Source organism: Pacificibacter marinus (assembly GCF_018860505.1).
GTDB lineage: Bacteria > Pseudomonadota > Alphaproteobacteria > Rhodobacterales > Rhodobacteraceae > Celeribacter > Celeribacter marinus_B.
This window is the reverse complement of sequence record NZ_JAHKPU010000013.1, coordinates 93,098-116,041: the sequence shown is the minus strand read 5'-3', so window position 1 is coordinate 116,041 and position 22,944 is coordinate 93,098. Positions and strand designations below refer to the sequence as shown.

Genomic DNA, 22,944 nt, shown 5'->3' with positions numbered 1-22,944 from the left:
CTTGTTCAAAGTCGAAAGACCCACGCCTAAATCTGAGGCAACTTGGGGTCGTGTTAGGCCGCTTGTAACCGCAATGCGCACTGCATCACGCCGAAACTCGAGTGTGTATCTCGTTGCCATTCTTAATCTCCTTCATAGCAAACATTGCTCGAAAGAGACCGGAACTAAACCGTGGCAAGACCATTATGATGCGCTTCAACGGCAAGATTCGAGACGAATGTCTCAACGAAACGCTGTTTGGCACATTGCGCGATGCCCGCAACACGCTTGAAGAATGGCAGGAGGATTACAACTGGCGCAGACCACATTCAGCATTGGGCAACCTCACCTCGATGGAATTTTTGCAGAGAAAGGCAATGGACAAGATGGCGGCCTAACGCCAAAGATTTAACCCCAACGACTCCGCGCAAAGCTGGAGCAGGCTTGGGGCTCAGGTCACAACTTAGAACCAAGCAATATCGCCGGAATCTTCTTCTGTGAGCGCAAATGGACTGTCGACGTTATCGAAGAGTTTATGCGCTAAATGCCTTAACCGAATAGCCTTGCTGAGTGGGGCAACTGCTATTCTGCTATTAGCATCCAAATTTGACAAATGCCCCATTATTCTTTGAAGGTCATCGAGGGTTTGATGTAGTCTATCAATAGCCTGTAGGCTTCGCTGAACTGAGGGCGAAAGAGATTTAGCTTCTGATAGTGTAGGCCCAAGTGCAATCTGCACTTCTGCAGCCAGTATAACCAGCGCCATTAGTTCGTCTTGAATTCTCTTGTGAAGTGTTTCTCCCGAAATAGTCACTTTATGGGTCATGTCTTGTTTTGCTTGAGATTGGGCCATCGAAAAATTCATTACAACTTTCCTACTATTGCCTCGATTGACGCACGGAGTTTTGGGGCATCGAAAGGTTTTTTAAGAAAATTATTCATACCTAGCTTCTTACCAAGATCAATTATCTCCCTATCGGCTCTACCTGTGATCAAAAGAAAGCCTACCCCTCGTGTGGGCGCGTTTGAACGCAATGAATGCAGCAATTGTAAGCCATCCATTCCAGGCATATTGTAATCTGAAATAACCAAATGTACGGGAGATTGCGCCAGCTTTTGCAGCGCTGTTGGGCCATCAGATGCACTTGTAACGTTTCTTATTCCGAATGAATCCAATGCATTCGTTATGAGACCGCGGCTTGTGGACATGTCATCGACAACTAAAACTCGAAGTTGATCTCTTAGCGCCATTATTGTCTCTCCATTCGGTTTTGAGAAGGCACTTCGCCTCTTTTTTTATTTGATTGGTAAATGGTCACGCCAATATTTTTGAACAAATCGGAAACTTCTTCTCCCAGCCTTTCGGAATGCCCTAGTAATAGGTAGCCTGCATCGTTCAAGGAATTGGCAAAACGCCTATATAACTGAGATTGTGTTTCATCATCGAAATATATCACGACATTCCGACAAAAAATAACGTCAAAGCAACCAGCCATAGGCCATTTTGCGTGAAGGTTTAACTGCCGAAATGATACTAAATTTTTGACATTCGGCTTGATCTGTAAAACTTCATCGTTCATTATTTTAGTACATGTGAAATATTTTTCGCAGTTCTTAGGCAATCCTGACGTCAATGCCCCAGAGTAACTTCCTTGGATCGCATATGTCAGTACCTCTGGGTCAATATCCGTTGCTAAAATTTTAATGTCGTAATTACCAATGTTGGAATCAAATTCTAACAAGGTCATAGCAATTGAATATGGTTCTTGCCCATTTGAGCAGCCCGCCGACCATATTCTTACTGGCTGGCCCATTTTTAGCTTTGTATACAATAAGGGTAGGATATCATTTCTTAGTGCAGAAAAGTGATGTTCTTCGCGAAAAAAATGTGACACGTTTGTAGTCAAAGCAGAAATGAAATGGCTTATTTCATCAGCGTTTGTATCGTTTTCTAAAAAATTTAAATACGTGTCAAAATCCCCAATCTTCAAGGCGCGCAAGCGACGAGTTAATCTCGACTTCACCATTGATTCTTTAGATTTTGATAACACAATACCAGCTTCGCTGTGGGCAAGGTTTGCAATCCTGTCGAACGCAGAGGCAGACAAGAAGTTTTCTATTGTGAGTTTTCTTTGGGAACTATTCATAAACTCAAGCGGCCTCTTCGCCTTGGGGGGGCATGACCGCTTCCAAGTCAAGAATTCTGATCATTCGGCCATCAACTATCGTAAGTGCAGAGACAAAGGTACGAGACTCGTCTGCTGCGAGGTCTGGTGGCGTTTGCATTTCTTCTGCAGGAATGGCTAGAATATCTGATACGGCATCGACCATTAGCCCGGCTGTCCGACTTTCAAGGTCTACAACAATAATTACATTTCTCTCAGTGTCTTGGCCAGTTTCCAGTCCAAGACGAGCAGAAAGATCAATGATTGGAAGGACTGTCCCCCTGAGGTTGATGACACCTTTCACGAAGGAAGGAGCGTGTGGAAGTGAGGTTGCTTTCGCTGATCCTCTGATCTCTCGAACCGACATTATGTCTACTGAATAGTCTTGTCCGCCCACGCGGAAGGACAACAATTCGATGGATGACGCATCCGCAAGTTTTTCATTGTTTGTCATAACTCTATCCTGCAATTGGAACTGGGGCGTTCCGTTTTTTCGTTTTACCAGTCGCCTGACTTACCAAATCAGTAGGGTCGAGAATGAGCGCGATTTGGCCATCGCCGAGTATTGTTGCCGCAGCTATGCCTGGAACGCGGCCATAGCTGCCTTCAAGTCCCTTGATCACAACTTGACGTTGATCTTCGATGGCGTCGACTGCAAGTGCTGCCCTGTTTCCGTCCTCTTGGCCGATGAGTAGAACGGTCCTCCCCACATAACTGTCTTGGGGGGAGCGATAACCAAGTTCTGCCCCTAAATCCAACAAGGGCACAAATCCGCCCCGTATTTGGACAACATGCGTTTCTGGCCCAAGGGCCTTTAGATCGTCATCTGTTAACGTTAACGTTTCTAAAATCGCGTTTAGAGGGACGACCAGCGTTTCACCGCCAACGCGCACAACCATACCATCAAGAACCGCAAGGGTGAGCGGGAGCGAAATTGAGAAAGTGGTGCCTTTTCCCTCTACGGATGAAATGGTAATTCGACCACCCAGAGATTGTATTGAACTCTTGACAACATCCATCCCAACGCCGCGCCCTGACAAGTTGGAAATTTCTGATGCTGTCGAAAACCCAGGCATAAATAAAAGGCTATCAATGTCTGAATCCGAAAGCTGCATCTCTTCAGTGATTAAGTTTTTTTCTATTGCTTTTTCTCGAACGCGTGCACGATTGATGCCCGCACCGTCATCTGAAATTTCGATTAAGATACGGCCTGAGCGATGTTGCGCCGTCATTGTGACGCTGCCTTCGCACGTTTTTCCAGCTGCTTCACGTTTTTCTGGAGATTCAAGTCCATGATCAACGGCATTTCGGATCATATGTGTAAGAGGGTCTGCTAGTCGCTCAATGACTGTTTTATCGACTTCGGTATTTTCACCAAGAGTATGGAGGCGCACTTGCTTGCCAACTGAGGCAGAAGATTCTCGAACAATGCGGCCCATACGCTGGAACAGCGATTTGATCGGTTGAGCTCTGATCATCATAACCGACTCTTGGATGTCACGAGTCAGTTGAAGAAATTCTTCTAAGCCCGTTGAGACGGGTGAGTTTGGCGGCAGGCCAGCTTCAGCGACAGATTGACTGAGCATTGCTTGGTTGATCACCAATTCCCCAACCAAATTTACGAGACGGTCAACACGTTCTAGATCCACGCGTACAGTTGCACGAGGCTGGGTTGGGGTTGACGTCGTTTTGGCTGGCGCACTCGGCTGTTTTTTTTGTGTGTCCTGTGTAATTTCTGGAGTTTCAGTCGGGGGAATATCATCTTTTTGGGGTGGCTCAGGCTGCACCGCTTCCTGAGCCGCGTTTTCCACAGGAGCCTCTATTTGCGGAGGGGCGACAGGAGGCTCAGACACATCGATCAAGGTTGTTTGAAGGTCCACTTGATCCGTACTGTCAGAAAAAATGGGATCATATGATGATGCGCTCAGAGGCGTTATGTCAAGCGCACAGAGACCGTCGACAAATTCAAATACTTCTCGCACAACTTCGATAGGTTCCTCAGTGAGAACCTTTAGGTGCCAAGACAAATATCCGTCATCAGGATCTAGTGTATTTAGGGTCGGGACGCGTTGCGTATTGCAGGTCACCACGAGATCACCAAGGTCGCGCAAAGCACGTAGAAGATAGAGTGGTTCATTTCCCGATGCGTAAAGGCTGGTTTCAGGTTTGAAGTGTATGCTGAACCCTTTGGGTGCAGAGGGCAAAGGGGCCGTCACGGAAACGTCTGTTTCAAGAATTGGGGCATCGCTCAAAGGAGGCAAGCCAGTGATGTCGGGCAGGCCCTGCGTGTCACCCATATCCAAAGAAAGGATTGCGGGCGTGAAGTCGAGTTCCTCTTCTACATCATCTTCGCAGCCGACCAATCTGTCGAGTTCATTGAGAACGGGAGCTGTTGTGTTGTGCGGAATAGTGATGTCATCTCGTGCGGCGCGCACCAAATCACCCAGCAAGTCTGCGCAACAAAAGAACAGTCGAATTGCATCTGAATCGGGTGTGAAGCGCCCCGCACGGACTTCGTCCATTGCCGTCTCAAATCGATGTGCAAATTTGACGAGGTCATCCAACCCGAAGGCACCAGCCCCCCCTTTAATAGAGTGCACGGCCCTGAACACGACGTTGATTGTTTCAGAGTCTGTGTCGCCGTTTTCCATTGATATGAGACCGTCCTGAAGGCTTTCCAGGAGTTCTTCACATTCAATAAAGAACGAGGCGCGAATTTCTGCCATAGGATCGGACATAGGGGAGGACCTCTTAACCAGCTACCATTTGAAGAGCTTTGACGAGTTTTGCGGGATCAAATGGTTTGACGATCCAACCCGTTGCACCTGCAGCACGCGCTTTTGATTTGAGTTCATCTGCGCTCTCGGTCGTTAGGACCAGAATTGGAATACGGCTCCATCTTTCTTCGGATCGGACCGCGTTCATGAAGCCAAATCCATCCATACGGGGCATGTTGATGTCGGTGATGATGACATCAGGTTCAATGCCTTCGAGCACTTCGAGGCCATGTACGCCGTCATCGGCCAAATGGGTTGTGAACCCAGCTGAAGAAAGGGCAAGGTTGAGCATATCGCGCATTGTTCGGCTGTCATCTACAGCTAGGACTTCAAGGCTCATGTCCAATCCTCCGGTTGTGTTAGGGTTTCAGGCGTAAATCCAAAAAGGCCGAGCAGATCGACGCAGCTATCAGAGACATTCGTAATCCGGGTGGATTTTCCTGCTTCATGGCGTGTTTTGATGGTTGAGAGCAGGACTTGCAGTGACAAAGCCCCCAAATGGCGGACCTGTCCGGCATCGATGACGACTTCATCAGCGTCGATGGCTTTGAGTTCGCTTAAAAGTGGTGGCACGGACTGGTAATCTAATCTGTCGTGGAGCTGGACATGAACAGTCATTCACGTCCCCCCATGAATAGGCGATTATGAGTCATCTAAAATTCCCTTACAGAACCAAACGTTGGATTATGTTTAAAGGGCAGACGGTTAAGACCAGGTTACGCCGATCTAAAAAACATTTTGGCACAAAAAAACTCCGAAGCTGCGGCTTCGGAGTTATAAAAATGTAATTTTGTCAGTGTGTTAGCTGGTGAGGCTGGTCAGGTGTGACGCGCAGCCAGTGAGCGCGGCATAGTCGTCCTCGATCACGGAAACTGAGAAGTTTTGCATGAAACCTGCAAAGCGTCCTTTGTCTCTGAACGCATGGGCGAATCCAAAACGGTCGAGATAAGGTGTCATTGCGCGTGTCACTCCGCCAACCAAAAAGACGCCGCCAAAAGGCAATTGGATCAAAGACAGATTGCCTGCAACTGTGCCCAAAATTTTGACAAAAACTTGAACTGTATCTTCTGCGCGAGGATCATCACCGTTTTCCAATGACTGCATGATGTCTGCCGCAGATTTTTCGCGCGGCTCGCCTGCTTGGGTGCCCAAGAACAGATAAACCCGTTCCAATCCGCGGCCAGACAAGACATCTTCGACGGCTGGAAATCCATGTGCATTTTCAACAAATTGGCACAGGGCCAGTTCTTCTGCGTTGCGGATCGGCAGGTTGGCATGCCCACATTCTGACGGAGCAACAAAACGGCCAGCGTAGGTTTCAAAAACCGGAGCCGCATTGAAACCAGTGCCAACGCCAATTACCAAACGCACCGCATTGGGAGAAGGGGCCTCAGGCGTCTGTGCCTCGGTGACGCAGGTGATATTTTCATCTGAAATATACCCCAAAGCATGGCCTTGAGCTTGCAAGTCATTCAAAATAGAAACGGTTTCGGCCTTGGTGGCGCGCGACAGTGTATCTTTGTCGATCGTCCAATCCAAATTGGTCAAAGTGCCGACGCCATCGCGCACAGGGCCTGCCACAGCGACGCAGGCGCCTTTGCAATCTACGTCGCCTTCGTCGGATATGTATTGGCGCAGAACGTTTTCCAACCCCGGATACCCTGTATTGCGATAGCGCCGCACGGTTTCGGGCAACAATGTCGTCCCATTGGCCAAGGCAACGCGTGTGTTTGTACCGCCGATATCTGCGACAAGAGATAGGGTGTTGGAGGGGTGTTTGGTCATGGGTCAGTCTCGTTTCAGGGCTTCTTTGAGCATATGATAGGACGCTTTCGGGGTGCGCTTCAATGTATCGAAATCGACGTGAACGATGCCAAAGCGTTTGTCATACCCTTCGGCCCATTCATAATTGTCTAGTAATGACCAATACATGAACCCTTGAAGATTCACACCGTCATCAATGGCCTGTTTCATCGCGGCCAAATGGCCTTGGATAAAGGCGATCCGTTCTGGGTCGGTGGCAGCACCGTCTTTGAGATGGTCATCCCATGCCATGCCATTTTCAGTCACAAGTATTGGCAGGTCGCCGATATAATCGTTTTTCATCCGCGTTAGGAAATGATGCAAACCTTCTGGGTAGACCTCCCATCCCATTTGCGTCGTGGCGCGGTGGCCATCGACGGGTTTGGTATGAGGCCATGCGGTGGCATTCGGGTCATGGGCATGAATTTTGCGCGTGTAATAATTGACGCCCAGCCAATCAAGCGGCTGATGAATATGCGTCTTAAGATCGTCTTGCCAGCCTTTGGGCAAATGTGCCTCAAGCCCCTCAAGCGCCTCGGCGGGGTAGGTGCCCTGCGTCATCGCCTCGATGAACCACTTATTGTAAACGGCATCTTCTGTTGCGGCGGCTTTAAGGTCCTCTGTCGCGTCTGTTGCGGGCTGCGCATATTCAAAATTTAGCGCGATCCCAAGGTTTTTACGACCTTTGGCGCGCAGACGGGTCATCGCCTCACCGTGGGCTTTTAGGACATAGTGCATCGAACGGGCAGCTGCGCGGATATCACGTAATCCCGGCGCATGAATGCCGTGAAAATGCGATAGAAATGATGCGCACCATGGCTCGTTGATGGTGGCAATAGCTTCCATACGGTCACCGATGCGATCATCGATAACATCGACAAAATCGCCGAACCAATTGTGTACGTCAGGATTGGTCCAGCCGCCCAAATCGGACAAGGCTGCGGGCATTTCCCAGTGATACAACGTCTGAAACGGCTTTATGCCTCGTTCCAGCAATGCGTCTGTCAAGCGGTCATAATAGTCCAAGCCTTGTTGATTGACCTGTCCGCGACCCTCAGGCAGAACGCGCGACCAAGAGGTTGAGAACCGGTAAGAATCGAAATTTCCAGCCTTCAACAGATCGAAATCTTGCTCATAGCGGTGGTAGTGATCGCAAGCGATGGCACCTGATTCCGCTCCGACCACATTGCCCGGTGTTGCTGAAAATGTATCCCAATGCGACGGACCCGCGCCGCCGAATTGACTGCCTTCAATTTGATAGGCTGCCGTTGCGGCGCCGAAGATAAAGTCTTTTGGAAAGTCTTTGCGGGTCAGTGTCATACGGGAGCTCCAAAGAGGCAGATTATTGCGATATGTTGGCGCTAACATGATGGGCTACATCGCAATAGCACGAGCGAATGGGGTTTACGAGACGTTTAGGTCAGAATGCGGTCATTAAAGGTGTTGTTGGGACCAAAATAGCTTCCATAGCGCTTTGGATTTCACAAAATGGAAATTTGAGCAAGGTTATTTCAAGCCTTGTGGCGCGATTTTTCGTAAATTTAAGCGAATGCTATGCTGGCGGTCGTGCTCGTGTGAACGGTTTTAGGGCCGTGGGGCAGGGCCTGTGGTGCTACCGATAATCAGCTCTGCTTCCATTAAAACATGGCGTTTTGGCACGTCAGGGTTGGCGATTTGCTCCATCAACAGCTCGGCACAGGTTAAGCCCGCCTGACGCACAGAAGACCGCGTCGCGGTATATTGCGATGCCGCAGCACCATTGCGGAAATAAGAAAGGCCGTCGTCATGAATGATCAAAGACAAGTCTTTGCCAAGCGTTAGATTCAATTCGCTGCACGCACGGCGCACACCGATTCCGACGATAATCGAAGACGCCAAGATCGCTGTTGGTGGTGTATCACGCGTGCAGAAGGCCATCGTGGACTCGTATCCATAGTCTTCTGTCATTTCTTCGGATCGGCACAGGTATGCATCTGAGGCGATTCCGGCTGCGTCGAGTGCCGATTGATAGCCAGCGCGGCGGCGGATCGCAAAGTCCATGCTTTCAAGTCCGTTTAGCAATCCTATGCGGGTATGTCCCAGATCGATCAGAAACTTCGTTGCGCGCTCAAAAGCGCGTTTATTGTTCATATCGACCCAAGCATAGTCTTGATCGACCTCGGTGTTAGATCGTCCATGCACAACAAACGGCATGCCAATGCTTTGTAATAGTTTGATTCTAGGGTCATTTTTTACGGGCCCGTGTACGATAACGCCATCAACAGAGCCTTTGGATGCGATTTTACGATAGGCGGCTTCTTCGTTGGTGTCGGGCACTACGGTGAGATGCATGTCGTAGTTTTCTTGCGCATAGATTTCTGAAGCGCCCGCAATAAAATCGGTAAAAACGGGATTCACCACCTCATGTTTCGTCGATAAGGGGATGACGTGACCAACAGCATGGGTGCGCCCTGTCGCCAAGCCTTGGGCGCGGGTGTTGGGAATATAGTTATGTTCACGAGCGGCCTTGCCAACGCGTTCTCGCGTGGCTTCTGACACCTCTGGATAGCCGTTCAGCGCACGGCTAACCGTGGTTTGAGACAGATTCAAAAGTGCAGAAAGCTCTTTGAGATTCATGGGTGTCGTCCTCCAAAACGCTATGAAGCGTCTAAGAAGACTAGTCAGGTTTCTGAGCAGAGGCAAACATTGAAAATATGTTTTTCATATCTGCTTTTACAACCTTAGGTGGTTGTTTCTTGGATTTCTGGTGGTTTTCGTTAGGTTGGTGATTGACTTGTTTTGGTCTTTCGAGGATGTTCAATCCACCAAAGCGCTTTGAAAGCCTGCCGGCATCGCAAGAGAGTCGGTATATTTATCCCCAAACGGGGCACTGAAACTGGGAGGTTTTAAATGAAAAAGACACTTATGACTGGCGCGGCTATGGCTGCCCTTGTTGCCGGTTCCGTATCCGCGCAAGATTTGTCTGGCGAAACAATTACCGTATCTGGCTCATGGTTGAGCCAAGAGGCTGAAGTTATCGAAGCCGTCTTTGATATCTTCGAGGAGCGCACTGGCGCGACTGTGAAGTATGTAGGGTCTGACAGCTTTGAACAGCAAATTCTTATCGATTCTGAAGCTGGCTCGGCTCCAAACATCGCGATTTTCCCGCAACCTGGTTTGGCCGCTGATCTTGCATCACGCGGTTTTTTGACGCCGTTGAAGGAGGGCACAGCCGAATGGGTGCGCGACAATTACGCGGCGGGGCAATCTTGGGTCGATCTGGGAACCTATGCTAATGAATCTGGCGATGAAGAGCTTTACGGCATGTTCTTCCGCGTCGATTTGAAGTCCTTGGTATGGTATTCACCTGAAAACTTCGAAGATGCTGGTTACGAAGTGCCAACATCGATGGAAGAGCTTAAAACACTTTCTGATCAAATCGTTGCAGATGGCGGCACACCTTGGTGTATCGGTCTAGGATCAGGGGCAGCTACGGGTTGGCCGGCGACGGATTGGGTCGAAGACTTGCTGTTGCGCACTCAAACACCTGACGTTTATGACGCTTGGGTGAAAAATGAAATTAAATTTAACGACCCGCGCATTGTGGCGGCCATCGAAGAATTTGGTGCGTTCGCGCGAAACGACGACTATGTTGCTGGTGGTGCTGGCGCCGTGGCGTCTACTGACTTCCGTGACAGCCCCAAAGGCATGTTTGCGTCGCCTCCACAGTGTTACATGCACCGTCAGGCGTCCTTCGTTCCGGCATTCTTCCCTGAGGGTACGGTTGTTGGCGAAGATGCTGATTTCTTCTACTTCCCGTCCTACGCGGAAAAAGAATTGGGCAACCCCGTTTTGGGCGGAGGCACATTGTTTGCCATCACCAACCCATCTGAAGGGGCGCAAGCGTTGGTCGAATTTCTGCGTGATCCAGCGGCACACGAAGTGTGGATGGCGGTTGGCAGCTTCTTGACACCACACAAGGGCGTCGATGTCTCAAAATTTGCGACAGACTCTGCGCGTTCAATGAACGACATTCTTTTGAATGCTACGACATTCCGGTTCGATGGATCTGATCTGATGCCAGGTGGCGTTGGTGCAGGGGCTTTCTGGACCGGCATGGTTGATTACGCTGGTGGAAAAGACGCAATGGAAGTTGCGACTGAGATCCAGTCCACATGGGACGCACTTAAGTAAGTCGGCTCTAAGACTTAATGGGCAATCCGGTTTGTGCTGGGTTGCCCTTTTTCGCCTTTATGTAATGAGATTAAGTGCGATGACGAACGATAGCCGCATGTTATTGATGTTCGCTGATGGCTTAAAACGTTTCTATGTTAAGCTATCGCCGTGCAACAAGGATAAGATGCTTTGATGCATCTGTATCGCGCTCAATTGAGATCGCCACTGTATCTCTGGGACAATAATTAAAAACCGGGTTTTAGAAACGGTTTGCTTAAAAAACGCGTATTCGCGATGGAGAGGGGATAGTATGCATCCGGCCATTCAAGGTCTTTTGACTATCATCATTGGGGTAAGTGCTTGTATTGGCTACTTTTACTTCTCGAACATCTTCTTGGATAAGGTGTTGTTTCCTGCGCGTGGTCGTCATGCCGGTCGTAATATCAACCGCGCCAATATGGTCCGACCTTGGTTGTTTTTGTTCCCAGCGCTTGCCGCTTTGTCGCTCTACCTTGCGTACCCTGTGTTCGAAACTCTGCGCCTGTCTTTGACAGATCGCAGGCTTGATGGCGCATTTGTTGGGCTCGACAACTATCGTCAGATGTTCTCAGAGCAAAAGTTCTGGGAGGCCTTGCGCAATAACTTTTTATGGTTGTTGGTTGTGCCCGCTCTGTCGACGACCTTTGGGCTTTTGGTGGCGCAATTGACGGACCGGATCAAATGGGGGGCTGTCGCAAAATCCATTATTTTCATGCCGATGGCGATCTCTTTTGTAGGGGCCTCTGTGATTTGGAAATTGGTCTATGATGCGCGCCCAGAGGGCGCGGATCAGATCGGGATGCTGAACGCAGTTTACATTTTCATGGGTGGGGACACGTCGCACACTTGGCTGACGATACCGTTTTGGAACAACTTCTTTTTGATGGCTGTTTTGATCTGGATTCAGACAGGTTTTGCCATGGTAATTTTGTCAGCCGCTTTGCGCGGTGTGCCAGAAGAGACCATCGAAGCTGCCATTGTGGATGGGGCCAATCCGTTCCAAATTTTCTTTAAAATCAAAATGCCGCAGATTGTCGGCACGATTGTTGTGGTTTGGACCACGATCACGATCACGGTGTTAAAGGTCTTCGATATCGTGTTCGCAATGACCAATGGTCAGTGGGAAACGCAGGTCTTGGCCAATTACATGTACGACAAATTGTTCCGAGCCTCGGATTGGGGTGTCGGGTCGGCGGCTGCGATGATTATTATGTTGCTTGTCTCGCCGATCTTGGTCTGGAACGTGCGCAACGCGCGCAAAGAAATGAAGTAAGGGAGACCACACATGGATAATATTGCAGGTCAAAAGTCTTCCCTCACTTGGGCGGTCCACTTTTCGGTGATTGTGTTGGTGCTGTTGTGGTTGTTGCCGACATTAGGGTTGTTCGTCTCAAGTTTTCGCTCTGCAGATCAAATCGCTTCAACTGGATGGTGGAAGTCTCTGTTCGCGCAGGAACAAAATGTCGTTATTCGCGCAGAAAAGCCTGATCAGCAAAAGCTGATTGATGGTCTTTATGTCATCGAGGGCAATCTGTTTGCTCAAGACGGTGCAGTGGAAGGTGATGTCTCTGTCTGGGGCACGTCTTCTAAAGACATTTCGGCTTATGCTGCGGGCGAAACTGCGGATTTGGGCGAAAAGGGTCGTTTGACAGTCGAGGTTAACGGGGATTATCGGTTTGTAAATGATACAGAATTTGCGGGATCACGGGGGCAACGGGTGTTTTTGACAGCCACGACACCGCCCAGCTTTTCTTTCACCAACTACAAACATGTGTTGAGCAAAGACTCAGGCACATCATCGATGTCAAAGGCGTTTTTCAACACGCTCACCGTGTCTATCCCATCGACTATTATTCCGATTTTGATCGCGGCATTTGCGGCTTACGCATTGGCGTGGATGGACTTTCCGGGCCGCGCTCTTTTGATTGCCTTTGTGGTGGGGCTACTGGTTGTGCCCTTGCAACTGGCGCTTATCCCGCTGCTCAAACTGCATCTGCAAGTTGGCATCGGTAAAGGATACTTGGGGGTTTGGCTGGCGCACACAGGGTTCGGTTTGCCTTTGGCGATTTATCTGTTGCGCAACTACATGGTCGGTTTACCTAAAGACATCATCGAAAATGCTCGCGTTGATGGCGCGACCGAGTTTCAGATTTTCGTCAAAATCATTTTGCCGTTGTCTTTTCCTGCGCTCGCGTCTTTTGCGATTTTTCAGTTCTTATGGACATGGAATGATCTGCTTGTGGCACTTGTGTTCTTAATCGACAGTTCCGGCGACACCACTGTTATGACCCGTCAAATCGTTGAGCTTTTGGGGTCCAGAGGCGGCAACTGGGAAATCTTGGCCACGGCGGCTTTCGTGTCGATCTCTGTGCCATTGTGCGTCTTCTTCGCTATGCAAAAATATCTGGTGCGCGGCTTGTTGGCTGGCTCCGTTAAATAAGAAAAGTCTCTTAAACATGACCGTTCAAACACTTCACACTGCGCAGCCCTTTTCCCGTGACCCCGATTGGTGGCGGGGGGCTGTGATTTATCAAATCTATCCGCGCTCATATCAAGACAGTACAGGCGATGGCATCGGCGACCTTGCAGGCATCGTCAAACGCTTGCCCTATATTGCTTCACTGGGGGTGGACGCGATTTGGATTTCACCGTTCTTTACCTCGCCGATGAAAGACTTCGGCTATGATGTGTCAGATTACTGCGACATCGACCCGATGTTTGGTCAGTTGAGCGATTTTGATGCTGTCATCGAGACGGCCCATGCCCACGGTGTGAAAGTCATGATCGATCTGGTGTTATCGCACACCTCTGATCAGCATCCTTGGTTTGCTGAGAGCCGCAAGTCGCATAACAACGACAAGGCCAATTGGTATGTCTGGGCCGACGCCAAACCCGATGGCACGCCGCCCAACAACTGGCTGTCTATTTTCGGCGGTTCAGCTTGGCAGTGGGATGCGGGACGAATGCAATATTTCTTGCACAATTTCTTGACCTCGCAGCCCGATTTGAACTTTCACGAACCGCAGGTGCAAGAGGCCTTGCTTGATGTTGGGCGCTTTTGGCTTGAACGTGGTGTGGATGGGTTCCGTCTGGATACGATCAACTTTTACACCCATGATGCAGAGCTGCGCGACAACCCCGCACTGCCTGTCGAGGCGCGTTCGGCCAAAACGGCACCTGCGGTCAACCCGTATAATTGGCAGCAACATATTTATGACAAATCACGCCCTGAAAACCTGAGCTTTTTGCGCAAACTGCGCGCCGTGATGCAGCCTTATAATGCTGCAGCTGTAGGTGAAGTTGGGGATGAGCAACTGGGGCTTGAAATATTGGGCCAATACACCGCTGGCGATGATTTGATGCATATGTGTTACGCTTTTGAATTGTTGTCCGGTGATAAACCAACCGCGCAATATATCAAAGACGTGATGGATCATGTCGATGAGGTTGCAACCGACGGCTGGGCCTGCTGGGCGTTTTCGAACCACGACGTCGTGCGTCATCCTACGCGTTGGAATTTGACCGATGATGCGCAACGCATGTTTACGACGCTGATGATGTGTCTCAAGGGATCGGCTTGTATTTATCAAGGCGAAGAACTTGGTTTGAAAGAGGCAGATGTCGCCTTTGAAGACCTGCAAGACCCTTACGGCATCGCGTTTTGGCCTGAATTCAAAGGTCGCGATGGCTGTCGTACGCCGATGGTCTGGGAAAATTCAAACCAAAACGGTGGGTTCTCAGAGGCTGATAAAACATGGTTGCCGGTCAGTGCGGATCATCTGACCCAGAGCGTCGCGCAGTCTGAGGGCGACGCAGGATCAATCATCCACCATTATCGTGACGCCATCGCGTTGCGCCAAGCCCATGAGGCGCTCAAAACCGGTACATGTAGCCCGATGAGCATTGATCAAGGCTGTTTGGTCTTTACGCGCGCGGGCAGTGATGAGGAATTATACTGCGCTTTCAACCTAACGGATGAAAACGCTACGCTTGAGGTGCCCCGCGGTGATTGGCAGACGATCGATAGCGCCGTGAGCCATGTGGCACCACAGGGCGGAACATTAAATTTGGGGCCATGGCAGCCCTGCATTTTGCAACGCAAATTGACTTAAGGGCAGGGGATCAAAATGGCAGAGCTTACACTCAAAAACGTCGCAAAAACCTATGGCGGCAAGATCGAGGTCCTCAAAGATATCAACCTCGATATTAAAACCGGCGAATTGGTGGTCTTTGTCGGGCCATCTGGATGTGGTAAATCCACATTGCTGCGGATGATCGCGGGGCTTGAGAAAATATCAAGTGGCACCTTCGAGATCGATGGCGTCGTCGTAAATGATGTGCCGCCCGCACAACGTGGCATCGCTATGGTGTTTCAATCCTATGCGCTTTACCCGCATATGACAGTGCGCGATAACATGGCATTCGCGCTGAAATTGGCCAAAAAATCCAAGGCTGAGATCGATGAGGCCGTCAGCAATGCGGCTAAGATTTTGCAGCTTGACGCGTATTTAGACCGTTTGCCGAAAGCGCTATCAGGCGGTCAACGTCAAAGGGTTGCCATTGGCCGCGCGATTGTGCGCGATCCGAAGGTTTATTTGTTTGATGAGCCCCTGTCCAACTTGGATGCCGCTTTGCGCGTTGCCACGCGGATCGAGATTGCTCAGCTCAAAGAATCCATGCCAAACTCCACCATGGTTTATGTGACCCACGACCAAGTCGAGGCCATGACTTTGGCGGATCGTATCGTGGTTTTGGCCAACAAAGGCATCGCGCAGGTGGGATCGCCGCTGGATCTGTATGAGCGCCCCGATAATGAATTTGTGGCGCAGTTTATCGGCTCACCTGCGATGAACCTGATCCCCGGTGAGATTGTTGAAACGGGCGTGCAGACAACTGTGAAACTGGCGGGCGGCGGTGTTGCAATCTCTGCCATTGCGACCCAAGATAGCGACATGGGCCGTCAGGTTAACGTCGGCGTGCGTCCCGAAGATTTCATTACGGTCGAGGGCACGGGTATCGTCAATGGCACAGTGAATTTCACCGAAGCTTTGGGTGAGGTCACTTTGGTGTACTTCAAAGGCGAACGCGATGAAGACCCTGTGATCGCTAAGTTGCTTGGCATTCACCAAGGTCTGCGCGGCTCTCAGATCAGCCTCACTGCAGATCCCGCCAAAGTGCATTTGTTTGCAGATGGCGTGACGATGCGCAAATAGCGCTGCGGGGGTGATGTGATATTTGATATAGGGCTGCCTTTGGGTGGCCCTATTGTTTTGTACGGGGTGTTGTGCGTGAATACTTGCGCTGTGACACCGCAGCGCAGTCTATCACCGACAGGCCCCCTAGCGCCACGACACCGCAAATGATATTCGCGAGTTGTAATATGTAGGATAAGCTCATGACCACGACACCGCCATCCCAACGCCTTAGCCCCAAACCATTCAATGCGGCTCCCAAAGGTCTGTGGCGAGCAACGCCCTTGGCGATTTTTCCGCCGATTTTGGGGCTGTTTGGCATTGGCTTGGCGTGGCGCGCTGCAAGTGCGCATCTTGGTGCGCCGTCGTGGATTGGTGAGATTTGGCTTGGCGCGGTCTGCCTGCTCTATATTTTTGCAGGCATTGCTTTTAAGGCCAAAGTGCTGCGTCGTCCAACTGCCTTGCTGGATGATGCTAAAATCCTGCCGGGGCGGGCGGGGCTGTCAGCCATGACCGCGTCGATGTTTTTGCTGGCTGCAACGCTGGTGCCGTATTGGACTTTAGGTGCGAATATCGTGCTGTTCGCGGGACTTTTTGCCCATGCTGTCGGTGCGATCATCATCATTCGGGCGCTGATTTTGGGACCGGCCGAACAACGCCGCGTCACGCCAGTTTGGCACCTTAGCTTTGTTGGCTTCATTATCGCGCCCGTGGCAGCTGTGCCTTTGGGCTGGGTTGCTTTGTCCGCGATGATCTATGCCACCACCTTGCCGATTGCGGTGGCCATTTGGCTGATTTCTGCGCTGCAATTCATGCGCGCGGGCGTGCCAGCCCCTTTGCGACCTTTGCTGGCGATTCACATGGCGCCTGTGTCTTTGTTTGGCATCGTCTCTGTGCTTTTGGGCTATGACGCGGTTGGCATTGCCTTTGGCTGGATTGGTTTGACAGGGCTTGTGGTGTGCTTGATAGGGGCGCGCTATCTCACCAAAAGCGGTTTTTCCCCAATGTGGGGTGCGTTCACGTTCCCTATGGCAGCCTTTGCCAATATGATGTTCATGGTTGCCCTGATCATGCCTATGCCGTTTCGCTATGTCGGCGGGATTGAGCTGGCACTGGCCACTTTGGCCGTTGCTTATATCGCGTATCGGATCATGCAGATGTGGATGAAGGGCACGCTGTCGAAGCTGACGAATGCTTCGACAGTTTAAACCAAACCAAGCCTCAAATTAAGCCGTACTCTTGTGCAATGACATCAAGGTCTTATCGCGGTCAAAACTAAATCTTGCGGTTTCCTTGCCCTAAACCGCAATTTCCACTTTGCATTCACTTCATTCCATGACAGATAAACGTGCCAAACCGTATCACCCGTGGAGAGACCCGATGGAGATTCGTGAGGCCCTCACTTTCGATGATGTTTTGCTTGTTCCGGCAGCGTCCAGCGTTATGCCGACAACTGCAGACACATCGACTTATGTGACCAAATCGATCAAACTGAACATACCGCTTTTGTCGTCCGCAATGGACACAGTCACCGAAGCGCGGATGGCCATAGCCATCGCGCAGATGGGTGGCATGGGGGTTATTCACAAGAACCTCAATGCGCTGGAACAAGCCACAGAGGTGCGCCGCGTCAAACGCTTCGAGAGTGGGATCGTTTACAACCCGATCACTTTGACGGCGGATCAAACCATCGCAGATGCCCAAGCGCTGTGCGATCGGTATAATTTCACTGGCTTTCCTGTCGTGGACGGATCTGGCCGTGTTGTCGGCATCGTGACCAACCGCGATATGCGCTTTGCCACATCGCCCGACATGCCTGTGTCGCAAGTGATGACCACCAAAGACCTCGCGATCCTACATGAGCCTGCAGATCGCAGTGAGGCGATATCGCTGATGAAAGCGCGCAGAATCGAAAAGCTCTTGGTCACAGATTCTGACGGTAAGCTTACAGGTCTTTTGACGTTGAAAGACACAGAAACTACAGTTTTGAACCCCGCAGCCTGTAAAGACGATCTGGGTCGTTTGCGCGTGGCGGCGGCAACATCTGTTGGCGACAGCGGGTTCGAGCGCTCAGAAGCCTTGGTCGATGCTGGTGTCGATATGATCGTGATCGACACGGCGCATGGCCATTCGGCTGGTGTGATCGATGCGGTTGCGCGCGCGAAAAAAGCCTTTGGTGATAGCGTTCAAATCGTGGCTGGTAATGTGGCGACGGGCGCTGCGACAACGGCCTTGATCAATGCGGGGGCTGATGCGGTAAAGGTCGGTATCGGACCTGGATCTATCTGTACAACGCGTATGGTTGCAGGGGTCGGCGTGCCTCAACTGACAGCCATCATGGATTGTGCCAAAGCCGCCGGTGATATTCCGGTCATCGCGGATGGTGGTATCAAGTTCTCAGGCGATTTTGCCAAAGCCATCGCCGCTGGTGCTTCGTGCGCCATGGTCGGTTCTATGCTTGCGGGCACAGACGAGTCTCCCGGCGAAGTGATCTTGTACCAAGGCCGCTCTTTCAAAGCCTATCGTGGCATGGGCTCTTTGGGCGCTATGGCACGTGGGTCAGCGGATCGGTATTTCCAAAAAGATGCAGCCTCTGACAAATTGGTACCCGAAGGCATCGAGGGCCAAGTCGCTTACAAAGGTGGAGCAGGTGCTGTGATCCACCAACTTGTTGGCGGTTTGCGCGCGGCTATGGGCTACACGGGCTGCGCCACAGTGGCAGAGATGCGTAAGGATTGTTCCTTCGTGAAAATCACGGGGGCAGGGCTGAAAGAAAGCCATGTCCATGATGTGCAAATCACCCGCGAAAGTCCGAATTACCGTATCGGTTAAACATAATACAGCGGGGGCTTCGGCCCCCGTTTCTCATTCCAGACCCTTTCCATAGACGGATACCGCTCATGACTCCTGTTGCCCGTATTTCTGCCGCGATTGAAATTCTCGATGCTGTGATGGATGGCGAAAGCGCCGAGCGGGTGTTGACCTCTTGGGCGCGCGGGCACCGCTATGCGGGGTCCAAAGATCGGGCGGCTATTCGCGATCATGTGTTCGATGCGCTGCGCTGTTTACGGTCTTATGCTTGGCTTGGCGGCGCAGGTGGTCGCATTGGTGATTGTGAAGACGGCCCGCGCCCAACAGGGCGTCAGCTGATGATCGGCATGCTACGCGATGCGGGCGTTGATCTTGATACGATGTTCCTAGAGGCGCGATTTGCACCTGCGCCGCTCACTGAGGATGAGATGGATCTGCCTGATCTAGACGATGCGCCGCGTGCTGTGCGTTTGGATTGTCCAGACTGGATCTTGCCACTGTATGATGAAGTCTTGGAGGATGATGCTGATGCGGTTCTCAATGCCTCTCGCAGTCGCGCGCCGGTGTTTTTACGCGTGAACACAGGCAAAGCCAGCCTAGTTGAAGCGCAAGAGGCGCTATTGGCGGATAATATTGAAACAGAACCTCATCCATTGTCGCCGACAGCCCTTAAAGTCACTGTCGGGGCGCGCGGTGTTGCGCGGTCTCAAGCCTATTTGACGGGTCTGGTTGAGCTGCAAGATGCAGGGTCGCAGGCAATTATCGACGCTTTACCGCTTAAAGATGGTCTGCGTGTTTTGGATTACTGCGCGGGCGGTGGCGGCAAGGCCTTGGCGATGGCTGCCCGTGCCGATATGGATGTCACCGCTCACGATATCGATCCTGCCCGCATGCAGGACATTGCCCCGCGTGCCTCACGTGCGGGGGTCGAAATTGCCACAGTGCGTTTGGCGGATTTGGCCGAGAGCTATGATCTTGTTCTATGTGACGCACCCTGTTCTGGTTCGGGGTCGTGGGCCCGAGCGCCGCAAGCCAAATGGACGCTACAAGACACACGTCTGGATACCCTGACCAATTTGCAGGCCCAAATACTTGATGACGTGGTGCCACGTGTCGCTGTTGGTGGGATTTTGGCCTATGCGACCTGTTCTGTGTTCGATGCGGAAAACAAAGTGCAGATTATAAAATTTCTTGAGCGCCACCCTGAATTTGAGTTGCAATCGGATCGCCTTATCACGCCTCTTGAAGGCGGGGACGGATTCTATGTGGCGGTTTTGACCAAAGCAGCCTGATCTGTTCTCCTTTTGCGGTTTAATTTTTGCTCAATACAACTTTACCGATTAATTTCTTAAGTCTATCGTGTTGGTTACTACTGTTAAAATGCCGTTAATCATTTTCGCGGCATAGTAGGATAAACACGTATGACACGCGAAGCGCGTCGAGGGGGGCTTGATGACGAGCGGTGCATTGACGGCTGGTAAATTTACAAAACTGGCGCTGCGCCTTTTTCCAGATGCACTCAAAATTGCTATCGGTGGCGCGGTCTGTTGTATGGTTGCGCTTTTAGCACCGCAGACGCCAATCGGCCTTATGGGGTTTTCTGTCGGCGCGATTTTGCTGTGGTCCTCTGCAATCATCGCTATCGCGGCGCGCAGACATTCCACCAAACGTAAACGCGTTCATGGATTGATCTCTGAATTTGTATCTCATGATGCAGCCCCCTCATTCACCACTGATATAGATGGTGTCATCGGGTATGAAAACGCAGCTGCTATTGAACGGTTCGGCGGGCACGGGGGGCAAACCTTGCTGGCGGCGCTTGAAAATCTTTTCGCTGCGCCAAGTGCCACGCTCGCGCGGCTGCAATCGCGGGCCTTGGCCAAAGGCGCAGCCCGCGAAGATGTTGTGATGCGCCAAGGGCATATACGATTGTCGGTGCATTTGCTGGGCGAAGATGGCTTTTTATGGCGTCTCGAAGACATCGCGGATAGAGGCCATGGGGCGCCCAAAGATGCCATATCTTTGCCCATGCTAACGCTTTCGACATCGGGATCTGTTTTGTGCGTTAATGACGCACTTCGACGCTTGATTGGGCATCGGGATACGCAGCTTGATCGTATCGTCAATGATTTGCCTTTACGGGCGGGTGATATACATATTTTGGCGGGCAAAGAGGGACGTATCTACGCGCGCACGGCCATTTTTGACACCGCAAAAGGGCATCGTGAAGTCTATTTCTTACCTGAAAAAGCTCCCAATGTGAACGATTGGGATGCCTTTGATGCTTTGCCCGTTGCTCTGTTGAGGGTTGGTCTGGATGGGTCCATCACGCAATCCAATCGACCCGCACGTGAAATTTTGTCAGTCAACGGTACTGATGAATTGAACCTTGGCGACGTTGTCAAGGGGCTGGGGCGTTCTGTTGTGGATTGGGTGTCCGAAGTGGCTTTGGGGCGGGCGCGCAAGCCTGAATTTGTCCGCGCATCTCAATCCAAAAACGATACGTTTTTGCAAGTGTCCTTGAATAGAATCGAAGGCAAGGACGCAGTCGAACTTATTGCCGTTTTATCTGACGCGACCGAGTTGAAATCCCTTGAGGCGCAATTCGTGCAAAGCCAAAAAATGCAAGCCATCGGCCAGCTTGCTGGCGGTGTTGCTCATGACTTTAACAACCTGTTAACGGCGATTTCTGGTCACTGCGATTTGTTACTTTTACGTCATGATCGCAGCGATACCGATTATGGAGATCTTGTCCAAATCCATCAAAATGCCAATCGAGCAGCCTCTTTGGTCGGGCAATTGTTGGCTTTTTCACGCAAACAGACACTTAAACCTGAAGTGATCGATCTGCGCGATACATTGGCCGATTTGACCCATCTTTTGAATCGGCTTGTTGGTGAAAAGGTCACGCTGACTTTGGCGCATGACGTGGGACTTTTGCCGATCCGTGTGGATAAGCGCCAGCTTGAACAGGTGATCATGAATCTTGTGGTCAATGCGCGTGATGCTATGTCCGCAGGGGGAGAAATCAAAATTGAGACACGCAATGAAGTTTTGACGTCAGTTATGGTGCGTGATCGGGCCTCAGTGCCTGAAGGGGAATATGTTTTGGTCAAGGTCACCGATCAAGGTGTCGGGATTCCACCAGAGCGTTTACAGAAAATATTCGAACCTTTTTTCACCACGAAACGCACGGGGGAAGGCACCGGTTTAGGGCTGTCTACGGCTTATGGGATTATCAAGCAGACTGGTGGGTTTATCTTTGTTGATTCGGTCGTTGGCACTGGAACGTCGTTCTCTATTTATTTGCCGGCGCATACAGCGCTTGCTGAGGCCATCGTTGAAACAAAACCCCCTGCTATTGAGGTGATCGAAAACCAAGCTGCGCGTGGATCAGGTGTTATCTTGTTGGTTGAAGATGAAGCACCTGTGCGGGCTTTTGCATCTCGTGCGCTAAGGATGCGTGGATATACAGTGATCGAGGCGGATTGCGCGGAAGAGGCGCTTGAGACCTTAGAAAACCCAGAGCTTGATGTGGATTTGTTTGTTAGCGATGTAATCATGCCTGGGATGGATGGGCCTACATGGGTGTCAGAGGCACTCAAAAGGCGTCCAAATGTGAAAGTCGTGTTTGTGTCCGGCTATGCCGAAGATCATTTTTCCGAGCAACAGGCCCGCATTCCCAATTCTGTATTTTTACCCAAACCGTTTTCTTTGTCGGAATTAACTGCCACGGTACAGACGCAATTGCAGTGAGATAAATCGAAGTTTTTCTGTATTTCTAATGCACAATAGTTCATTTTAAACAATACATTAAGATGTATCTTCTTATGTAATATCTCAAGATGGAATTAGATGTGTCACATCTCAATTAAATATTAACCATAACCTTTGATCATTGGTTTTATGAAAAAAATTGATTGATGTGTTCTCCTTTTGGTCTCATAAAGGTTAATAAGAACAAGAGGCGAACATAAGCAAATCCTTTGTGCGTTGTGCAGGCAGTCGTTGCCGCCAGTTCAG

Annotated in this window: 21 protein-coding genes; 10 read left to right on the top strand and 11 right to left on the bottom strand. The window is 50.7% G+C overall.

The window, feature by feature from the left end; genetic code table 11:
- Nucleotides 1–120: transposase (locus KO503_RS02815; protein WP_436836504.1), on the bottom strand; the 120-nt coding region annotated here is incomplete at its 3' end.
- On the opposite strand from KO503_RS02815, the gene KO503_RS02810 reads away from it, so the two are divergent.
- On the top strand, nucleotides 102–377 hold the full coding sequence (locus KO503_RS02810) for an integrase core domain-containing protein (RefSeq protein WP_354667574.1): 276 nt from the start codon (nucleotides 102–104) through the stop codon (nucleotides 375–377). The genes KO503_RS02815 and KO503_RS02810 overlap by 19 nt on opposite strands.
- Before the next feature lie 65 nt (nucleotides 378–442).
- On the opposite strand, the gene KO503_RS02805 is transcribed toward KO503_RS02810, so the two are convergent.
- From KO503_RS02805 to KO503_RS02760, 10 genes are all read right to left on the bottom strand, one after another.
- The gene (locus tag KO503_RS02805; protein WP_215990078.1) at nucleotides 443–844 is read right to left on the bottom strand and encodes a hypothetical protein; all 402 of its coding nucleotides are present in this window, start codon (nucleotides 842–844) and stop codon (nucleotides 443–445) included.
- Complete coding sequence (locus KO503_RS02800; RefSeq protein ID WP_215990077.1) at nucleotides 844–1,230, bottom strand: response regulator; 387 nt, start codon at nucleotides 1,228–1,230, stop codon at nucleotides 844–846. The genes KO503_RS02805 and KO503_RS02800 overlap by 1 nt, the downstream gene beginning before the upstream one ends.
- Nucleotides 1,230–2,126 carry a CheR family methyltransferase gene (locus KO503_RS02795; protein WP_215990076.1) on the bottom strand — a complete coding sequence of 299 codons (897 nt, stop codon included), beginning with the start codon at nucleotides 2,124–2,126 and terminating at the stop codon, nucleotides 1,230–1,232. The genes KO503_RS02800 and KO503_RS02795 overlap by 1 nt, the downstream gene beginning before the upstream one ends.
- Nucleotides 2,127–2,130: 4 nt before the next feature.
- Entirely contained in the window at nucleotides 2,131–2,598 is a 468-nt protein-coding gene (locus tag KO503_RS02790) for a chemotaxis protein CheW (protein ID WP_215990075.1), read from the bottom strand.
- A 4-nt stretch (nucleotides 2,599–2,602) separates the two neighbouring features.
- Complete coding sequence (locus KO503_RS02785) at nucleotides 2,603–4,882, bottom strand: chemotaxis protein CheA (RefSeq protein WP_215990074.1); 2,280 nt, start codon at nucleotides 4,880–4,882, stop codon at nucleotides 2,603–2,605.
- 13 nt (nucleotides 4,883–4,895) lie between these two features.
- Nucleotides 4,896–5,261, bottom strand: a complete 366-nt coding sequence (locus KO503_RS02780) for a response regulator (RefSeq protein ID WP_215990073.1) — start codon at nucleotides 5,259–5,261, stop codon at nucleotides 4,896–4,898.
- Nucleotides 5,258–5,539 (bottom strand): STAS domain-containing protein, encoded by a 282-nt coding sequence (locus tag KO503_RS02775; protein WP_215990072.1) that lies wholly within the window; start codon nucleotides 5,537–5,539, stop codon nucleotides 5,258–5,260. Before KO503_RS02775 ends, KO503_RS02780 begins: the two co-directional genes overlap by 4 nt.
- 183 nt (nucleotides 5,540–5,722) lie before the next feature.
- The gene (locus KO503_RS02770) at nucleotides 5,723–6,706 is read right to left on the bottom strand and encodes a glucokinase (protein WP_215990071.1); all 984 of its coding nucleotides are present in this window, start codon (nucleotides 6,704–6,706) and stop codon (nucleotides 5,723–5,725) included.
- A 3-nt stretch (nucleotides 6,707–6,709) separates the two neighbouring features.
- Nucleotides 6,710–8,044 (bottom strand): GH1 family beta-glucosidase, encoded by a 1,335-nt coding sequence (locus KO503_RS02765; RefSeq protein ID WP_215990070.1) that lies wholly within the window; start codon nucleotides 8,042–8,044, stop codon nucleotides 6,710–6,712.
- A 264-nt stretch (nucleotides 8,045–8,308) separates the two neighbouring features.
- Complete coding sequence (locus tag KO503_RS02760; RefSeq protein ID WP_215990069.1) at nucleotides 8,309–9,340, bottom strand: substrate-binding domain-containing protein; 1,032 nt, start codon at nucleotides 9,338–9,340, stop codon at nucleotides 8,309–8,311.
- A gap of 273 nt (nucleotides 9,341–9,613) precedes the next feature.
- Between KO503_RS02760 and KO503_RS02755 the strand changes: the two genes are divergently transcribed.
- The 9 genes from KO503_RS02755 to KO503_RS02715 all read left to right on the top strand — a co-directional run bounded on the left by KO503_RS02755 (nucleotide 9,614) and on the right by KO503_RS02715 (nucleotide 22,677).
- Complete coding sequence (locus KO503_RS02755; protein ID WP_215990068.1) at nucleotides 9,614–10,897, top strand: ABC transporter substrate-binding protein; 1,284 nt, start codon at nucleotides 9,614–9,616, stop codon at nucleotides 10,895–10,897.
- Between the two features lie 292 nt (nucleotides 10,898–11,189).
- Nucleotides 11,190–12,191, top strand: coding sequence for a carbohydrate ABC transporter permease (locus KO503_RS02750; protein ID WP_215990067.1), 1,002 nt, complete (start codon nucleotides 11,190–11,192; stop codon nucleotides 12,189–12,191).
- 12 nt (nucleotides 12,192–12,203) lie between these two features.
- Complete coding sequence (locus KO503_RS02745; protein ID WP_215990066.1) at nucleotides 12,204–13,358, top strand: carbohydrate ABC transporter permease; 1,155 nt, start codon at nucleotides 12,204–12,206, stop codon at nucleotides 13,356–13,358.
- A gap of 16 nt (nucleotides 13,359–13,374) precedes the next feature.
- Nucleotides 13,375–15,030 carry an alpha-amylase family glycosyl hydrolase gene (locus KO503_RS02740; RefSeq protein ID WP_215990065.1) on the top strand — a complete coding sequence of 552 codons (1,656 nt, stop codon included), beginning with the start codon at nucleotides 13,375–13,377 and terminating at the stop codon, nucleotides 15,028–15,030.
- 15 nt (nucleotides 15,031–15,045) lie between these two features.
- Nucleotides 15,046–16,131 (top strand): ABC transporter ATP-binding protein, encoded by a 1,086-nt coding sequence (locus KO503_RS02735; RefSeq protein ID WP_215990064.1) that lies wholly within the window; start codon nucleotides 15,046–15,048, stop codon nucleotides 16,129–16,131.
- A gap of 182 nt (nucleotides 16,132–16,313) precedes the next feature.
- Nucleotides 16,314–17,318, top strand: coding sequence for a tellurium resistance protein (locus KO503_RS02730; RefSeq protein ID WP_215990063.1), 1,005 nt, complete (start codon nucleotides 16,314–16,316; stop codon nucleotides 17,316–17,318).
- A 172-nt stretch (nucleotides 17,319–17,490) separates the two neighbouring features.
- Nucleotides 17,491–18,942 (top strand): IMP dehydrogenase, encoded by a 1,452-nt coding sequence (gene guaB, locus KO503_RS02725; RefSeq protein ID WP_215990062.1) that lies wholly within the window; start codon nucleotides 17,491–17,493, stop codon nucleotides 18,940–18,942.
- Nucleotides 18,943–19,010: 68 nt separating this feature from the next.
- Nucleotides 19,011–20,213: an RsmB/NOP family class I SAM-dependent RNA methyltransferase gene (locus tag KO503_RS02720; RefSeq protein ID WP_215990061.1), complete on the top strand. Its 1,203-nt coding sequence runs from the start codon at nucleotides 19,011–19,013 to the stop codon at nucleotides 20,211–20,213.
- A gap of 160 nt (nucleotides 20,214–20,373) precedes the next feature.
- A complete protein-coding gene (locus KO503_RS02715) occupies nucleotides 20,374–22,677 on the top strand; it encodes a hybrid sensor histidine kinase/response regulator (protein ID WP_215990060.1) in 2,304 nt (767 codons plus the stop codon).
- The last annotated feature ends 267 nt before the right edge of the window (nucleotides 22,678–22,944 follow it).

Excerpts from the sequence above, each read along its gene's own strand:
- KO503_RS02805 (WP_215990078.1), bottom strand. The coding sequence starts at position 844 with ATGAATTTTTCGATGGCCCAATCTCAAGCAAAACAAGACATGACCCAT.
- KO503_RS02800 (WP_215990077.1), bottom strand. The coding sequence starts at position 1,230 with ATGGCGCTAAGAGATCAACTTCGAGTTTTAGTTGTCGATGACATGTCC.
- KO503_RS02795 (WP_215990076.1), bottom strand. The coding sequence starts at position 2,126 with ATGAATAGTTCCCAAAGAAAACTCACAATAGAAAACTTCTTGTCTGCC.
- KO503_RS02790 (WP_215990075.1), bottom strand. The coding sequence starts at position 2,598 with ATGACAAACAATGAAAAACTTGCGGATGCGTCATCCATCGAATTGTTG.
- KO503_RS02785 (WP_215990074.1), bottom strand. The coding sequence starts at position 4,882 with ATGTCCGATCCTATGGCAGAAATTCGCGCCTCGTTCTTTATTGAATGT.
- KO503_RS02780 (WP_215990073.1), bottom strand. The coding sequence starts at position 5,261 with ATGAGCCTTGAAGTCCTAGCTGTAGATGACAGCCGAACAATGCGCGAT.
- KO503_RS02775 (WP_215990072.1), bottom strand. The coding sequence starts at position 5,539 with ATGACTGTTCATGTCCAGCTCCACGACAGATTAGATTACCAGTCCGTG.
- KO503_RS02770 (WP_215990071.1), bottom strand. The coding sequence starts at position 6,706 with ATGACCAAACACCCCTCCAACACCCTATCTCTTGTCGCAGATATCGGC.
- KO503_RS02765 (WP_215990070.1), bottom strand. The coding sequence starts at position 8,044 with ATGACACTGACCCGCAAAGACTTTCCAAAAGACTTTATCTTCGGCGCC.
- KO503_RS02760 (WP_215990069.1), bottom strand. The coding sequence starts at position 9,340 with ATGAATCTCAAAGAGCTTTCTGCACTTTTGAATCTGTCTCAAACCACG.
- KO503_RS02755 (WP_215990068.1), top strand. The coding sequence starts at position 9,614 with ATGAAAAAGACACTTATGACTGGCGCGGCTATGGCTGCCCTTGTTGCC.
- KO503_RS02750 (WP_215990067.1), top strand. The coding sequence starts at position 11,190 with ATGCATCCGGCCATTCAAGGTCTTTTGACTATCATCATTGGGGTAAGT.
- KO503_RS02745 (WP_215990066.1), top strand. The coding sequence starts at position 12,204 with ATGGATAATATTGCAGGTCAAAAGTCTTCCCTCACTTGGGCGGTCCAC.
- KO503_RS02740 (WP_215990065.1), top strand. The coding sequence starts at position 13,375 with ATGACCGTTCAAACACTTCACACTGCGCAGCCCTTTTCCCGTGACCCC.
- KO503_RS02735 (WP_215990064.1), top strand. The coding sequence starts at position 15,046 with ATGGCAGAGCTTACACTCAAAAACGTCGCAAAAACCTATGGCGGCAAG.
- KO503_RS02730 (WP_215990063.1), top strand. The coding sequence starts at position 16,314 with ATGACCACGACACCGCCATCCCAACGCCTTAGCCCCAAACCATTCAAT.
- guaB (WP_215990062.1), top strand. The coding sequence starts at position 17,491 with ATGGAGATTCGTGAGGCCCTCACTTTCGATGATGTTTTGCTTGTTCCG.
- KO503_RS02720 (WP_215990061.1), top strand. The coding sequence starts at position 19,011 with ATGACTCCTGTTGCCCGTATTTCTGCCGCGATTGAAATTCTCGATGCT.
- KO503_RS02715 (WP_215990060.1), top strand. The coding sequence starts at position 20,374 with ATGACGAGCGGTGCATTGACGGCTGGTAAATTTACAAAACTGGCGCTG.